This window comes from Bacillota bacterium (assembly GCA_013314855.1).
In the GTDB taxonomy this organism is placed as follows: domain Bacteria; phylum Bacillota; class Clostridia; order Acetivibrionales; family DUMC01; genus Ch48.
Window position 1 is genome coordinate 1 of the sequence record JABUEW010000056.1, and the last position, 15,900, is coordinate 15,900.

The following is a 15,900-nucleotide window of genomic DNA, read 5'->3' on the forward strand; positions in this document are numbered from 1 at the left end:
CGGCGAGCAAACAAGTATTGCAAATACATGTTTATTAATGTATAATGTATATATATAATGGAGGTGTATAATATGGCTATCAGAACACAAATTTATTTACCTGAAGAGCTTCATAAAAATTTGCAGGAAAGAGCTAAAGCCACTGGCAAATCAATGGCAGAGCAAATCAGGGAATCCTTGGTTTTATATTTTGCCGAAGTGGATGCCAATACTCCCAAGCCTAAGGACCCTATATGGCAATTAGCAGGCAGGGTTGAAAGCAAAAATCATGACCTTTCATCTCATCATGACGATTATCTTTATCCGGAGAAAGGAAATGAGGCATGAAGCCGTTTTTTATTGATACATCAGGCTGGTGTGCCATATATGATAAATCAGATGATAACCACAAAATAGTCATCCCTTTCTGGAACAATGCAGCCGTAAAAAACGGCACATTGTATACCAGTGATTATGTAATAGACGAAACCCTTACACTTCTCAATCTCAGGATTAATCATACATCGGCAGTGGAATTCGGACGCATAATACTTGCAAGCAAGGTCATAAAAATTGTTCCTGTAACAGCGGAAAGATGGGAAAATTCATGGAATCTCTTTATCAAGTACAGCGATAAAAATTTTTCATTTACGGATTGCACCAGCTTTATAATAATGAAAGAGTTGGGTTTGAAAGAAGCGTTTACTTTTGACAGGCATTTTCAACAGATGGGGTTTTCTTGTGTTCCATAGTGTTCCATAGGCTCCTATCTTCCATTATTACTAAGACAAAACATGGTTGCATATCTCACCGTCAAGTCCTATTATCCAAAATATACGAAGAATCTTTGGGAAATAGACCTGGTAGAACTTTTCCGGAATGTAAACAAACTGAAAAAGCGCTACCTGAGCAAAAATAATTTCAAACATATTATAAAACAAATAAGTTTATAAAAGTATGTTTTTACTCATATTTCGCTAACATATTATGTTAACCATACAATTAGTATATAATAATTGTATTTCCCAATATTTTCATGCAATAAAGCTAATCATCAATCATATTTTATGTAATGACATATAAGGAGCGGCAGTGCTCCGTCTATACATAATTTGATTTTTTCCTGTACATTTATTGCCACTTGCATTCCCTCTACTGTTAGTTTATTATTATTACATTGACATATACAGTAGATTTAATGCATTGGTATTTGTTGGTTAATTTATACCTTTCCATTTACTGTATCCGAAAAATAAGGTACATGGAAAATTTAACTTAATTATTGACCATTATAAAACAAAACTACTAGGGTAAGAAAGGAAACTTTTTAATGCTGCTTCATGGGAATTTTATTAATAGTATTGATAATGAAAAAGGCTCTGCGACTTTTTTATTTTGGGGAGAAAAGGGTAGTACATTATATAAGAGGCGTGGAAAAATTTCGGGAAATGCACTTCCAATATATCCGGGATTAGCTAAAACAGATGAGGTTATTCAATTTCTGGGCCAGGAAATGGAAGAGGAAGAACCCATTATTAAAAATATTTCCGCCGTAATATTCAGACTTGAATCATATGAATTAAGTGAAATAAATGAAGCGAATGAGAGGGATAGAACGGATGCGAAAGATAGAACGGATTGGATGAATGGGTCGGATGAGACAGATGATACGGATGGCATAGATGAATCGAATGGTTCGGATGAGCCAGGTGAAGTGAATAGACAGGGTGATATTAACCACATTTTTCCCTATGAAATAAAAGGTGTCGCATATACTCCCTGGTCTACATTAAGTATCTTGTTAACTATTGAAGATAAAGCATCACAGCAAGCGGAGCTTGAATTAGCTCCTGAAATAATTTATTGGGCTCGGTGTGCCAAATTTGCACTTGAATTAATTGTAAAACACAGGTATTACCCTGAAATGGGAATAAACAAACAGGGTTCCCCGTATTCGTATTGGAGTATGCTTGCAGATAGGAGTGAGGATAAGGAACGGCTTAAAATCCTATGTACAGGAATGCCACCATCCTGCAGGGCTGTTTTCCCTTTAATACCATCAATGGATGGGTTATTGGAAAGTTACAGGTGTCCTGGTTCCGGTAAAATTTTAGAATCGTTTATAAACTGGCTAATAAATTATATTCTTGAGGATGTTGTATTAGGCGAAGAGGGCATTGAATTATATACCAGGCTTAAATCCGACGAAGAGAGGGCATGGGTAAGGTCCATAGGGTATGATAGATGTGTTCTCAAATTTGAAGGTGGTAAAAAAGCACAGGACCATGTGTATGAAGTGTATGAAGGCCATAAAATGTGGAAGTCTTCTCTTAAAGCATCTTTGATAGAACAACCTTTTAGAACCTGTTTCAGAATAACCCCGCCTGAAGGAAAAGAAAAGGGCTGGAAATTGGATTACCTGCTCCAGGCAAGGGATGATCAAAGCCTTTTAGTCTCTGCTGAGGAAATCTGGAAAAAAGCGGGAGGCGTGACTGCTTTTTTGCAAAGGAATTTTGGGAACCCACAAGAAAGGCTTCTTGAGGATTTAAGTATTGCTTCCAGAGTTTTTGAACCAATCCTTGAAAGCCTTTATTCTGCGAAGCCTACCGGATGTATACTTTCTACAGAACAGGCTTACAGTTTTTTTAAGGAAGGTGCAGTACTTCTTGAAGAAAACGGATTCGGCATAATTGCTCCTTCATGGTGGAAAAAGCCTGCCAATATATCACTGAGGCTTAAAGTCGGCGTTAAGGGAAAATCCCAGGGTGCAGTGTCAAAAAGCATTTTGAACCTTAATACGCTTCTTGAATATGATTGGAAAGCTGCCATAGGTGATGTGGTACTCAGTGATGAAGATTTCAAAAAACTTTCCAAACTTAAAGTTCCCCTTGTAAGAGTAAGGGGTGAATGGGTCCAGCTTAACCGTGAACAGATAGAAAAGCTTGAGGAAATTTGGAAAAGAAAAGGACAGGATGATACTATAAGACTTGGTGATATATTGAGGATGGGATTGGGCAATGAAGAATTAGTAGAGGGTATACCGGTTGATAGTATTGCAGGTGATACGGAACTGGCTGATTTTATGCAGAAACTTTCCTGTGTGGACAAGCTTAAAGAATTACCTCCACCTGAAGGATTATGCGGAAAGTTGAGGCCATACCAGAAAAGAGGTTTTTCATGGCTTGCATTCTTAAGGGAAAGAGGTATAGGTGCCTGTCTTGCAGATGATATGGGTCTTGGGAAAACAGTACAGTTGATTTCTCTTGCCCTTTTTGAGCGGCAGGAAAAAATGACCGACAGGCCGACCCTTTTGATATGCCCTACTTCTGTAGTAGGAAACTGGATAAAAGAGCTTGAGAAATTTGCACCCGGTTTGAAGGTTATGCTTCACCATGGGCAAGGGAGGAAAAGCGGCAGCAGTTTTACTGAAGAGGCATTATGCCATGATATGGTAATAAGCACATATTCCCTTGTGCATAAGGACGAGGAAGAATTTAAGAGTGTGAATTGGGCAGGCGTGGTCCTGGATGAGGCTCAGAACATCAAAAACCCGGGATCCAAACAAACAATGGCGGTAAAGAAATTAAGAGGAGATTACCGTATTGCATTGACGGGGACACCAGTGGAAAATAGGCTTTCAGAGCTGTGGTCTATTATGGACTTTTTAAATCCCGGGTATCTGGGCAACAATACTTATTTTAGAACCCATTATGCTGTACCCATTGAGAAAGACCATAATGCGGAAAAAGCTAAAAAGTTAAAATCCATTATTGCTCCTTTCGTACTGAGAAGATTAAAAACAGATCCGAATATAATTAAGGATCTGCCTGAAAAGATTGAAACAAAAGTATATTGTGGACTGACAAAAGAACAGGCAACACTTTATGAGGCTGTTGTACAAGACATGCTTGAGAAGATTGAAGAGTCGGTTGGTATTGAAAGAAAAGGTATGGTTCTTGCAGCACTTTCAAAACTGAAACAAATTTGCAACCATCCGGTACAATTTCTAAAGGATGGAAGCAATATTGAAGGAAGGTCTGGTAAATTGGAAAGGCTTTTCGGCATACTTGAGGAAATACTTGCAGAAGGAGATAAAGTCCTTATATTTACCCAGTTTGCCGAAATGGGTCAAATCCTTAAAGATGTCATTAAAAAGCAATTCAAGGCTGATTCATATTTTTTGTATGGGGGTGTGCCCAGAAAGACCAGGGAAAAAATGATCGAATCCTTCCAGAATGATAAAAAATCTCCCCAGGTTTTTATATTATCTCTTAAAGCAGGAGGAGTAGGATTAAATCTGACAAGGGCAAGTCATGTTGTGCACTTTGACAGGTGGTGGAATCCTGCAGTAGAGAATCAGGCTACCGACAGAGCCTTCCGTATCGGACAGAAGAAGAATGTGCAGGTACACAAGTTTATATGTTCAGGAACTCTTGAAGAGCGTATTGATAAAATGCTTGATGAAAAGAGAGAATTGGCCGAAACTATTGTGGGTACAGGTGAAGAGTGGTTGACCGAAATGACTACAAAAGAACTTGGCGAACTTATGAAGTTGAATTATAATGATATGCTGATGGAAGAGGACTGAGTTTATAGCAATGCAATGCAATGTAAATTAATATATTAAGCATATTCTGTAAAGGAGAATTAATTAGTATATGGGTAGAAATAAAAAAGATGAATTCGGAAGCAGCTGGTGGGCGCAGAAATGGAATAATGCTTTGGCAAGTTATGGGTGGAGTAACAGGCTGCAAAGAGGCCGCTCTTATGCAAGGACCGGACATGTACTGGAGATCAGCTTAAAACCCGGGCTGGTGGAAGCAAGAGTGCAGGGAAGCAGGCCAAGACCTTATAATGTAAAAATACAAGTAGACAAATTGGCACCTTGGGAATGGGAAGATGTAATTGAAAAGATGGCCGAAAAAGCTATATTTTCTGCTAAACTACTAACCGGTGAGATGCCGGAAAATATAGAGGAAGCTTTTGTTTTGGCAGGAACTCCCCTTTTCCCTACATCTTCCAAGAGCATCAAGACAAGCTGTTCATGCCCTGATTATGCAAATCCCTGCAAACATATTGCTGCAGTGTATTATGTAATTGGCCAGGAGTTTGACAGAGACCCTTTTATGATATTCCGACTGAGAGGAATGGAGAAGGATGAATTGATGGAAGCCTTGAGAAAAGCCAGGGGCGGGGATATCGGGATTGGCAAAAACAATGAAGATATGGATGATTCTATAAGCATTGAAGAACTGCAGAAAGAAATGAAAAAATTTAAAGGCCTGGATGATGCAGTTATTAACATGGCTTTTTCATTTACTTCTCCAAAAGTGCCTTATAGTATAATAAAACGTCTGGGAGCATTACCGTTCTTTAAAGAAAAAGAGGACTTCGAAAAGTTGATGGCTTTATATTATGATGGAGCTGCACAAAAGGTAAGAAAGCTGCTGGATGAAAGATAAGGCAGATGATTAAAGATACTGCCGGGTTTTCCATGAGCAAAAGTGATGTGGAAGAGTTAATAGAAATACTGCATAAGAACTATGACGGATACCTGTTTTCGGAATGGGTAGTTGTGTTTGTGGCGGATAAATGTGTTTGTTAAATGGAGATGTAATCAATAGTCTTAATATATGATAAAGTTACTATATAAAATTTAATATTCTGGAGGAAAGATACAATGATTGATGATTTTGGTAAAATAGAGCAATTCACGGAAGGTGAGGCAATAGAAATAGTGTTAGAAGATCATCCTGACCTGCGGTTGCTATGGGAACGGCGGCATTTAGTAAAAAGTCCTGTTGAAATAAATAAGACAAACCCTGTTTTGCACATATTATTAGAGTCTATAATTGAGAATCAAATATTAAAAAATGATCCACCGGAGACAAAACTTGCTTTAAAAAGATTAATGGAAAACGGTATGTCACGTCATGCTGCTCGAACAGCAATAGTTTCTGTATTTATTAAATATTTGTTTAATACCTTAAAAAATCAAATTTCATTTGATAAAGAAAACTATTCGAGACAATTGAGATTATTAGGGAGAAAAATTAATAAAGTTGGAAGAAACGATCCTTGTCCGTGTGGCAGCGGAAAGAAATTCAAGCATTGCTGTATAGAGGAATTTAAACATATTTTGCCTATGCAGGGTGGAATGATTTCTCAAATTAAGGCGAATGAAAAATTAATTTTGGGAGCTGGACATTATGCAACCCTGGGTTATCTTAGGAAGGCAAAGATAGACGATCCGATTTTGTTATTGGAAAACAGGGCCCATGTATCCGCTTTTTTGGAAGAAAACGGTGACATAGAGGGAGCTTACATGGCATTGAAAGAAAATATTGCTTTTGTAGAGAGCCTGGGAGACGAAAAATTAACAAGAAATGCTTATACGGATTTATTATTTTTATGCCAAAACAACCCAGAACTTGCAGAAGAGGGGATTGAAGTTATAGAAAAGCTTTTGCCCTTATCAAGCAGTGAAGAAGAAAGAGGAGAGTTACGCTGTGACAGGGCAGATTTTCTGGAAGAGCTGGGTAAGATAGACGAAGCTGAAAGTGAATATGAATCAATTTTTAAAGATATGCCGGAATGGTACTTTGGACAGTATCGTTATGCTCTTTTCTTAGAAAATATAGGGAGGAAGAATGAAGCCATAGAAGTATTAAAACAATTAAAGTCAATAGGAGATAAATTGGATAGGTTTATTTATGATGCTGTTGTTGAAGCCTTGGAAGATATGACTTGATTAAAAGGTAAACACAGGTGGAAGGGAGGTTATAATTGAACTGTAACAATTTAAAATGATATAATATGTGTGTTGGTAATTATACCTGAGCTAGGAGGGTAATAGCAAGATGTCCAATAAGGTTACAATTTATACAATAGCTAAAGAAGCTGGAGTTTCAGTATCAACAGTTTCCAGGTTTCTTACAGGTAGTGCAAATATCCAGGAAGAGAAGCGTAGAAGAATAGAAGAGACCATAAAAAAATATAACTACAAGCCAAGTGTTATTGCCAGGAGCCTTTCCAACCAGGAAACGAAGATGATTGGATTCATTCTCCCGGATGTCACTCACCCTTTTTATGGGACTGTGTTTGTTGAGGCGGAAAAATATGCCATGGAATTGGGATACACAATTCTACTGTGCAATACAATAAATGATAACATGCTCAACAATACTCATATGGAGGAAAATTATATTGGTATATTGTGCCAAAAAATGGTAGATGGAGTTATAATGATGGGGGGACATATTAACGAGACAAAAGTTGAACCAGGGTATTTGCAAAAGCTAATCAAGCTGATTGAAAGTGTTCCAGTGGTAATGATTAATGGAGAGATAGAAGGGCTTGACTGCTACAGGATTATCACAAAAGATGAAGTGGGCATACGGGCAATGATTAATTACCTTGTATCTCTCAAGCATACGAAAATAGGGTTTATAGGAGGAGTCCTTGGAATTCAACCAACTGAAAAAAGGCTAAAAGCAATAAAAGAGGCTATGACAGCAAAAGGCCTGGAATTTAATGATGAATGGTTTATAGAAAGCGGATTTGATATCAATGCAGGAATATGTGCATTTGAAAAGCTTTTGCAGATGAATGATCGGCCCACTGCAATTGCGTGCATAAATGACCTTGTAGCAATCGGGGCAATTTATACTGCTACAAGGTTCGGGTTAAAAATACCTCAAGATATGTCAATAGTAGGTTTTGATAATATTTACCTGAATGAATACATGATACCAAGAATAACTACGGTTGGCATTAATCTAAAAGAAGTAGGTAAATATGCAGTTGATATATTATATCAGCGATTAAACGGCAAAAATCCAGAAAAGGTAATTGAATTAGAAACACAGCTGGTCATAAGAGACTCATGTATAATTGCCAAATCGGAAAAGGAATTATAATTATGGCTAAATTGAAACCGCTTTCATTAAAAGAATAAAAATAGTTTCCATTTTACCTAAAAATTTTTTTTCTAATCATTATTGACAAATCGGATGACTTATGATATGCTTAAAATAAGCATTTATATTTTACCACTTCATAGGTCGACATTGTAAAACCGGTTTCATTAATTTTCTCGTGGTAAAATTTTTGGGGGTTAGCTATTATCATGATACAAAAAAAGAACGGGGTCTCCCTCGATAAAAGAGGAATTAAAATTAATGGACAATATAAAATTTTATTATGTGCCTCTCTTTTTTATTTTCGTATACCCGCTGGCCTGTGGCGCGATCGAATGAGGAAAATCCGTACTTTAGGATATAATTGTATTGATGTTTATTTCCCGTGGAATTACCATGAACTAAGAAAAGGTGAGTGGTCTTTTTCTAATCAGCGGGATGTTGACCTGTTTTTAACCATGGCGAAAGAAGAAGGGCTTTTTGTAATTGCCCGGCCGGGGCCTTATATATGTTCAGAGTGGGACGGCGGCGGTTTACCTGCATACCTTTTTGCAGAGGATCAAATGAAAATCCGTGACAATGATCCAAAATATCTTTCCTATGTATCGCAATGGTATGACCGTATTCTTCCTATTATTTCACGTCACCAGGTTACGTGCGGTGGTGCAGTTATTCTTGTACAATTGGAAAATGAGCTGGATTTTTTCGAATGTGAGGATCGTCACGGATATATGAAAGCTCTCAAGGAAATGGCTGATAAATACAATATTGAAGTTCCATGTATTGCCTGCACCGGCCAAGGTGATATTTATGGTGCATGGGGTATGGTAGATAGTATTGTTCCTTCTATGAACTTTTATTTGAATTCAAGACTTATAAATTTAGAACAGGAAATAGAAAATTATGTCAATCAGCTTGGAGAAATGGAGATCCCGTTGATGGTAACCGAAACAGGACGAGAGCATTTACTGCTGCGCAGATTACTGGCAAGCGGTGCCAAACTCCTGAGTCCTTATAATCAAGTTGCAGGTACTGATTTCGGGTTTACAAATTCAGTAAACAACTGGGGGCAACCTGTGTCATTCCAGACATCAAATTATGGCTTCGGGTCACTGGTAGACTCTTTTGGCAAGATAAGTGAAGAAGCGCACGAAGCACGTTTACTGGCAGGTTTTATAAATGCAATGGGTCAACCACTTGCTGGAGCTCTAAAATTATACGAAAATCATGAATTTGAAGTAAAAGCTGATGGCTTATTAGGATGTATGAAAGTACCTGTTCTTTCTCTTTTACAGGAGAAATATGCTGGATATGCTGTTTCTATTACAAATATTGATGAAAAAATAATTAGTGCTGTTATTTCAAGAAGAGGAGAGTACTGGCCTAAAAAGACGAAAATGAAAATTCCGCCTGGAAAATCACGCTTTGTATTATTTGATTTTGAACTTTCTAATTGGGGGCTTCCCGGGAGGATTGCGTTTGCTTCCGCAGAACCATGCTTTGTTATTCCAGGAGATACTACTGTTATTGTATTTCATGCGGATGAAGAAGGTGAAGTACAATTTATTTTTGATGAAAATGACAGCAGTCAAAACTATATATTTATTTTCAATGGAGAGAAAGATACCAGGGAAGAGATTTTACTTACAAATGGTAAAAAGATAATTCTATATGGAGTATCTTCCAAGAAAGCACCAATATTATCTCATATTTCTGGTGACAATCTCCATTATTTTCCCCCTGGTTATTTCAATTCAGAATGGGAACAAGGTACTTTTGATATTAAATGGGCTAAAGCCATCATGGAAAATGAAAAAATCGACCTGGATTTGCAGCCTGTCTATTGGGGAAAGAATGCAATCCATATGGAAAAGGCGGGATTGTACAGAGGATATGGATGGTATGAAGGACATGCTGTACTAGCTGGTGGCAAGAAACCCCTGGGTATACTATTACATAATGCTGCAGATGTAGTTAGTGTATATTGCAATGGTAAATATTTAGATACCTTAATTCCGGTAGGTAGTTATGAATTCATCGATTTAGGAAAAAATATAAGTGAGGATGATTTTTATATTGTTGCACGAACAGAAATTTGGGGGCATAGTAACTTCGATGATTCACAAAAACCTGCATTGCGTATCAAATCCTTGAGGGGCCTTGATGGAGCAACCTTGATTACCGAGAGGCAGCATCTTCATTTTTGGGGACTTAAGATAGATTACCGAAAAAAACATATTTGCGAAAATCCTTATGAGATAAAAATACCGTTTGGATCATGGCTTACGACACACAAACCTGTCCAATGCTCTTATTACAGGAAATTCCAGATACCCGAGAATGTTGATCATTGTTTTCTTTATTTTGAAAAAATACAGTGTAATGCAATTGTACATATTAATGGAAAACTGGTCGGAGAAGTAGATGCTTATAATAATTACCTGGATATTTCACCTTTCATAAACGAAAGAAAAGAAGTGGAAGTTTGTGTAACACTTTATAAACGTCATTATTCAGAGGCTTCCGGGAAAGTATATTTACTGGCCGGTACTGCATTCAATGACTGGCTGCTGGCTGGATGCCAGGAGGAAGAATTATGGCGCAATGCATATGAAAAATTTTCAGGCAAATCTGTTCCAACAAAGTTACCTTTTACTATGGAACCAGGTTCAATTACATGGTTATTTGGGAAAATTGAGCCTGACAGTGAGCATCCATGTCATGTGCTTAAGTTTAAGGGGCAGAATGCAAAGCTTACTGTATTTTTTAACGGAAATATAGTTGGCAGGATCTGGCTCCCTTCTCCAAATCGACCTGTAATGGCAGGTGGAATTGAAGATTTAGCATATCTCCCTGGTTGCTGGTTCAGGAAAGATGGGAATAATTATATTATTATTATGGTAGAAGCTATTTCAAAAGATCAGCCTGCCGTAATTGATACCATGGAAAGTAAAAGATGAAAGCATAAAAAGTATAAAATATAAGAATTTCATAGAAACGAGGAATGTACCATGATTCCTGGAAAGCATAGGAAATATGTAAACTTAAAAATAATAGAATATTTTTTGCTAACCCTGTGCATTTTTTCTATTTTCCTATTAGTGTCATGCGAAAATTCTGTTGGGGTAATGGAAAAAACGAAAGAAGGGGGTGTTGAAGTATTGACATTACAAATTAAACTTAACTATAGTACTACATATCAAACTATTGAGGGATTTGGAGCATCCGGATGCTGGTGGGCGCAGGATGTAGGAGGATGGGAAAACCTTAGTGAAATTATTGAATACCTTTACGATAATGAGAAAGGCATAGGACTTAATATTTATAGATACAACATTGGAGCCGGAGAGCCTTCGAAACCGTGGGACCCCTGGAGGAAGACTCAGACCGTCGAAGTATCCCCCGGCGTTTATGATTTGAACAGGGATAAAAATGCTATTACAGCTTTGAAAGAAGCGGTAAAGTGTGGAGCTGACACAGTTGTGCTATTCGCCAATAGTCCACCGGCCAGGCTTACAAAATCAGGGAATACCTCCGGCGAAGAAAGCGGTAAATCCAACCTGGCTGAAGGGAAAGAGCATGAGTTTGCAAAGTATCTTGTTGATATAACCGAACTTATATTAAATGAAGGAATACCGGTAAAATATTTAAGCCCAATAAATGAGCCCCAATGGGATTGGAAAAGCGGGCAGGAAGGATGCCACTATGAACCGGATGAAGTAATAAAACTGGCGAGAGAAGTAGTACTTGAACTGGAAAAAAGGAATCTCCCTGTGAAAATTTCCATACCTGAGTCGGGCAAATGGTATGACGAACGATATACTTTGACCTTGTATAAAAAAGTGATGGATGATGAAATATTATCTAGAGCTATAGACCACTGGGCAGTACATTCTTACTGGTCTGATGAAAAAGACAAGAAAAAGGCAGCCATCTATTTCTCCCAAATTAAAGACATGGTTCCTCTTCATCAAACCGAATGGTGCGAAATGGTTAATGGAAGGAATTTTGGAATGGATGCTGCCCTGGTTATGGCAACAACCATACATGAAGATATGACAATTTTATCAGTTGTTTCCTGGTCGCATTGGCTGGCAGTATCATGTTATGACTATCGTGATGGGGTTGTATATGTTGACATTCCCACTCATAAGTACAGATTGGCTAAACGGGCCTGGGCCCTTGGGAATTACGCAAAATTTATTGATAATGGTTACAAGAGAATTGGTGTCGAATGCCAGGATAATGAAATTAAGGTATCTGCATATGTAAACCCAGTAGGGGAGGAAACAGTTATAGTTGTAATAAATCCTGCAAATAATTCAAAAACAATATCATTTTCGGAGATAAAGAGTAAAAACATCAAAGTTTATGAAACGTCGGAAAATTATGATTGCGAACTGGTTGACACAATATCAAAAACTGAGACATGGACTATACCTTAGAAAAAGCATTGAAGGCAAATAAGGTTACTGATAATATATCACCCAGGATTTCCCTGATAAATTCCAGCGTTCCGCTTGCATTTCCTGCAGGCACAGATCCTTCAAAAATTGACTGGGGAACGTATATCCAGGCTACTGACAATGTGGATGGGCAGCTTGACATATCTAAAGCAGTTATTGATGTAAGTGCTGTAGACTTTAATAAAGTTGGCAAATACAGCAAAGCATTGAAAGCATCAATTAAAGATGCTTCAGGAAATGAAGGCAAGACCAGCATATCAGTTGTTATATACGATCCCAACAACAAAAAGGAGCCTACCCTAATAATCAAGTCTGAATACAGGAAAATTGCAAGAGATGAAGACGCTGCAAGCATAAATTGGGCGAATGATTTTGTTGAATCTGCTACTGATAAAGATGGACTGGATATTAAGTTCAGTATAAAAGCGGATATCAGTCAGCTTGATACTACAACAGCCGGTACTTATCCTGTGGAAATAACAGCTACTGACTTTGTTGGCAATGAAACAAAAGTAACTATCAAAGTGACTGTTGAAAAGACTGTTAAATAATTTATGTGTAGTACATTTTTTGGGCACTTCAGAATTTGAAGTGCCCAAAAAATGATGTATTGAGATATGATGGGGGAATGGATAATCATGAAAAAATTAATGGTATTGTTTTTGATTTTTATAATTTTATTTAGTATCCTTCCTTCGTTTAGATGTTTTTTCCCTTTTTCTGTTGAAGTTGAAGCCGAGAAAAATATACCAGGAAATTATACTAATGGGGAATTTTATGAAGAGTCATATTTAAATTATCTTATTGATAATGGCTATGACAGCAAAATGGCCACATCGGAAGTCAAGGTCGATTTAACTCAATTTACAAAATCCGATGAGATGATGGTTTCTATTGATAACGATAGTATAAATACAGGTGACAGAGGAATTATAATCTGGCAGTTTGAAATAAAAGAAGCAGGATTTTATAACATTGAGGTTATGTATTTTCCCATAAAAGGAACTAATTCAGGCATAGAACGTAAAATGTATATCGATAATAAAATACTATTTAAAGGCATGGAGCAGATTGTTTTTAACAGGATATGGGACAATGGGCAAATATTAAACAAAAATGGCAACGAAATACTGCCTACTGCAACTGAAAGTTCCGAGTGGCAAAGAGTATATATAAGAGATTCCCAGAGAAGAAGCTTAAAGCCTTATGCATTTTATTTTTCCGAAGGTAAACACACATTGTCATTTGAATCATTGAAAGAACCACTTAAAATTGTCGAAATAACTTTGAAAGCAGCACCTGAGTTACAACCTTATAATGAGGTGATAAAACAGCTAAAACAAAAATACCCGCTTTACAGTGGCAAGAATATTATATATCAAGCTGAACGCATTGATGACAGGACTTTAGGAATTAAAAAATCTTCTCCGTCCATTGTGGTTGGTTCGGATTACAGCAGTCCTAATACTGTACCCTATCATCCATATAAAATTAAGTTGAATACGATTGGGGGAAATAGTTGGAGGACGGTAGGGGATTTTATAACCTGGGAGATTGAGGTGCCTGAGGAGGGTCTATACCGGCTATCGTTCAGGGGAAGACAAAATGTTAACAGGGGGATTAAATCATATAGAGAACTTCGAATAAATGGTGAGGTGCCTTTTAAAGAAGCCAGCAAGATTGGATTTGAATTTAGCGGCACGTTCCAAAACTATGTGTGCGGCGATGAAAATGGGCCATATTTATTCTATTTTAAAAAAGGTAAAAATACAATCAGCCTTGAAGTAGTACTTGGTGATTTCAGCCAAGAAATGGCTGAAGTTGAGCAAAGCCTGCGTGTATTGAATGAAATATACAGGAAAACAATTCAAATAACAGGGCTTGTTCCTGATAAGTTCATAGATTATGAAATTGAGAAAAAAATACCAGATTTCAGAGAAAAACTTAAAATAGAAAGTGAGAGGCTTTACAAGGTAGTTGACAATTTAGTCGAAATAACAAAAGAAAAAGGCGATAAAACCGTAATGATAGAAAAAATGGCAGCCCAGGCAGCAGAACTCAGCGAAAACGCGGAGAATGTTGTTCTGGAGCTATCATCATTTAAACAGAATATATCCGGACTTGGAACATGGATGTTATACATTTCCGAGATGCCGCTTGAAATAGATAGCTTAACACTATCGGCTGAAAATGCCGAACTCCCGGAACCGGAACCAAACTTCTTTGTAAAGGCATATTATGAAATAGTAAGATTTATATCTACATTTTTTGTTGATTATACAAATCTGCAAACTGAAGAAGACATAGGTAAAGATGCAGTTAAGGTATGGATATCTTCGGGAAGGGACCAAGCTCAGATAATAAGAAGTTTGATTGACGATAGTTATTCGCCAATTTCAGGTATTCCTGTTAATTTACAACTGATACCTCTTGATGTTATAATCCCTGCAACATTGGCCGGAACGGGACCGGATGTGGTTTTAAATGTATCACAATCCACGGTAATGAATTTTGCAGTGCGTAATGCTCTTACTGACCTGACAGAGTTTGATGATTTTGAATCAGTGAAACAAAAATTTTACCCGAGTGCTTTAAAAACTGTTACATTTGATAATAAAATTTTTGGGATTCCGGAACAACAAGCATTTATGATGATGTTTTATAGAAAGGATATCCTAGACGAGCTTGGACTTAAACCTCCAAAGACATGGGAGGAAGTTAAACGGATTATTCCCATATTACATATGAACAATTATGATTTTTGGTTACCTAATTCTATATTTTCCTCTTTGGTGTTTCAGTATGGGGGAGATATTTATAAAGGTGATGGTGAGAATTATGGCATTGCAAGTGGGCTTATTGAAGAAAACGCAATGCTTGCATTTGAAGAACTTACTGAATTTTTCACCGCTTATAAACTTCCGGTTACAGTGGATTTTTCAAATAGGTTTAGGACAGGCGAAATACCTATAGGTATAGCATCTTATACAACTTATAACCAACTTGAAATATTTGCACCTGAGATAAAAGGTTTGTGGTCTTTTGCACCTGTTCCCGGAATTGTTGACAGTAACGGTAATATCAATAATACTATTGTTTCCGATACCTCGCACTGTATATTGATGGAATCGGCAAAAAACAAGAAGGATGCCTGGGACTTTATAAAGTGGTGGATTAGTGATGATATTCAGTTGAGGTACGCATATGCCCTGGAAGCAATTATGGGAACAGCTGCAAGGTATCCTACTGCAAATAGAAATGTTTTAGTGCAATTGGCATGGCCGAGAGAATTTATGGATCAACTCTTGCAGCAATTTGAGTCGAGTGAGGGTGTGCCTGAGGTCCCGGGTGGATACATGACATTCAGGATGGTTGATTATGCATTTAAATCGGTTGTAACAGATGGGCAAAATCCACGGGAAGCGCTTTATCTCAATATTAAAGAGATAGATAAAGAGTTGACTAAAAAGAGGAAAGAATTCCACTTATCATATATAGAGTAAAGAAAGTAATAGAATTTAAATTGGCATTTATTA

At 37.3% G+C, this 15,900-nt stretch carries 11 protein-coding genes; all 11 read left to right on the forward strand.

All coding sequences use genetic code 11. The features are described from left to right. The first annotated feature begins 72 nt into the window (after window positions 1-72). The 11 genes from HPY74_10945 (at window position 73) to HPY74_10995 (ending at window position 15,867) form a co-directional block, all read left to right on the forward strand. Window positions 73-327, forward strand: coding sequence for a CopG family transcriptional regulator (locus HPY74_10945; GenBank protein ID NSW91164.1), 255 nt, complete (start codon window positions 73-75; stop codon window positions 325-327). Then, window positions 324-731 carry a PIN domain-containing protein gene (locus HPY74_10950; protein NSW91165.1) on the forward strand — a complete coding sequence of 136 codons (408 nt, stop codon included), beginning with the start codon at window positions 324-326 and terminating at the stop codon, window positions 729-731. Before HPY74_10945 ends, HPY74_10950 begins: the two co-directional genes overlap by 4 nt. A gap of 578 nt (window positions 732-1,309) precedes the next feature. After that, window positions 1,310-4,567 carry a DEAD/DEAH box helicase gene (locus HPY74_10955; GenBank protein NSW91166.1) on the forward strand — a complete coding sequence of 1,086 codons (3,258 nt, stop codon included), beginning with the start codon at window positions 1,310-1,312 and terminating at the stop codon, window positions 4,565-4,567. 70 nt (window positions 4,568-4,637) lie between these two features. Continuing rightward, window positions 4,638-5,441 carry an SWIM zinc finger family protein gene (locus tag HPY74_10960; protein NSW91167.1) on the forward strand — a complete coding sequence of 268 codons (804 nt, stop codon included), beginning with the start codon at window positions 4,638-4,640 and terminating at the stop codon, window positions 5,439-5,441. Between the two features lie 5 nt (window positions 5,442-5,446). Beyond that, window positions 5,447-5,584: a hypothetical protein gene (locus tag HPY74_10965; GenBank protein NSW91168.1), complete on the forward strand. Its 138-nt coding sequence runs from the start codon at window positions 5,447-5,449 to the stop codon at window positions 5,582-5,584. Window positions 5,585-5,659: 75 nt separating this feature from the next. After that, window positions 5,660-6,730: a DUF1841 family protein gene (locus tag HPY74_10970; GenBank protein NSW91169.1), complete on the forward strand. Its 1,071-nt coding sequence runs from the start codon at window positions 5,660-5,662 to the stop codon at window positions 6,728-6,730. Window positions 6,731-6,839: 109 nt separating this feature from the next. Then, a complete protein-coding gene (locus HPY74_10975; GenBank protein ID NSW91170.1) occupies window positions 6,840-7,898 on the forward strand; it encodes a LacI family DNA-binding transcriptional regulator in 1,059 nt (352 codons plus the stop codon). A gap of 209 nt (window positions 7,899-8,107) precedes the next feature. Next, entirely contained in the window at window positions 8,108-10,858 is a 2,751-nt protein-coding gene (locus HPY74_10980; protein NSW91171.1) for a beta-galactosidase, read from the forward strand. 168 nt (window positions 10,859-11,026) lie between these two features. Continuing rightward, the gene (locus HPY74_10985) at window positions 11,027-12,343 is read left to right on the forward strand and encodes a xylanase (GenBank protein NSW91172.1); all 1,317 of its coding nucleotides are present in this window, start codon (window positions 11,027-11,029) and stop codon (window positions 12,341-12,343) included. Further along, window positions 12,328-12,915: a hypothetical protein gene (locus HPY74_10990; protein NSW91173.1), complete on the forward strand. Its 588-nt coding sequence runs from the start codon at window positions 12,328-12,330 to the stop codon at window positions 12,913-12,915. Before HPY74_10985 ends, HPY74_10990 begins: the two co-directional genes overlap by 16 nt. Before the next feature lie 87 nt (window positions 12,916-13,002). Beyond that, window positions 13,003-15,867, forward strand: coding sequence for an extracellular solute-binding protein (locus HPY74_10995; GenBank protein NSW91174.1), 2,865 nt, complete (start codon window positions 13,003-13,005; stop codon window positions 15,865-15,867). Window positions 15,868-15,900 lie beyond the last annotated feature (33 nt).

What these genes read in the sequence shown, in the direction of transcription:
- HPY74_10945 (NSW91164.1), top strand. Translation starts at nt 73, where the DNA reads ATGGCTATCAGAACACAAATTTATTTACCTGAAGAGCTTCATAAAAAT.
- HPY74_10950 (NSW91165.1), top strand. Translation starts at nt 324, where the DNA reads ATGAAGCCGTTTTTTATTGATACATCAGGCTGGTGTGCCATATATGAT.
- HPY74_10955 (NSW91166.1), top strand. Translation starts at nt 1,310, where the DNA reads ATGCTGCTTCATGGGAATTTTATTAATAGTATTGATAATGAAAAAGGC.
- HPY74_10960 (NSW91167.1), top strand. Translation starts at nt 4,638, where the DNA reads ATGGGTAGAAATAAAAAAGATGAATTCGGAAGCAGCTGGTGGGCGCAG.
- HPY74_10965 (NSW91168.1), top strand. Translation starts at nt 5,447, where the DNA reads ATGATTAAAGATACTGCCGGGTTTTCCATGAGCAAAAGTGATGTGGAA.
- HPY74_10970 (NSW91169.1), top strand. Translation starts at nt 5,660, where the DNA reads ATGATTGATGATTTTGGTAAAATAGAGCAATTCACGGAAGGTGAGGCA.
- HPY74_10975 (NSW91170.1), top strand. Translation starts at nt 6,840, where the DNA reads ATGTCCAATAAGGTTACAATTTATACAATAGCTAAAGAAGCTGGAGTT.
- HPY74_10980 (NSW91171.1), top strand. Translation starts at nt 8,108, where the DNA reads ATGATACAAAAAAAGAACGGGGTCTCCCTCGATAAAAGAGGAATTAAA.
- HPY74_10985 (NSW91172.1), top strand. Translation starts at nt 11,027, where the DNA reads ATGGAAAAAACGAAAGAAGGGGGTGTTGAAGTATTGACATTACAAATT.
- HPY74_10990 (NSW91173.1), top strand. Translation starts at nt 12,328, where the DNA reads ATGGACTATACCTTAGAAAAAGCATTGAAGGCAAATAAGGTTACTGAT.
- HPY74_10995 (NSW91174.1), top strand. Translation starts at nt 13,003, where the DNA reads ATGAAAAAATTAATGGTATTGTTTTTGATTTTTATAATTTTATTTAGT.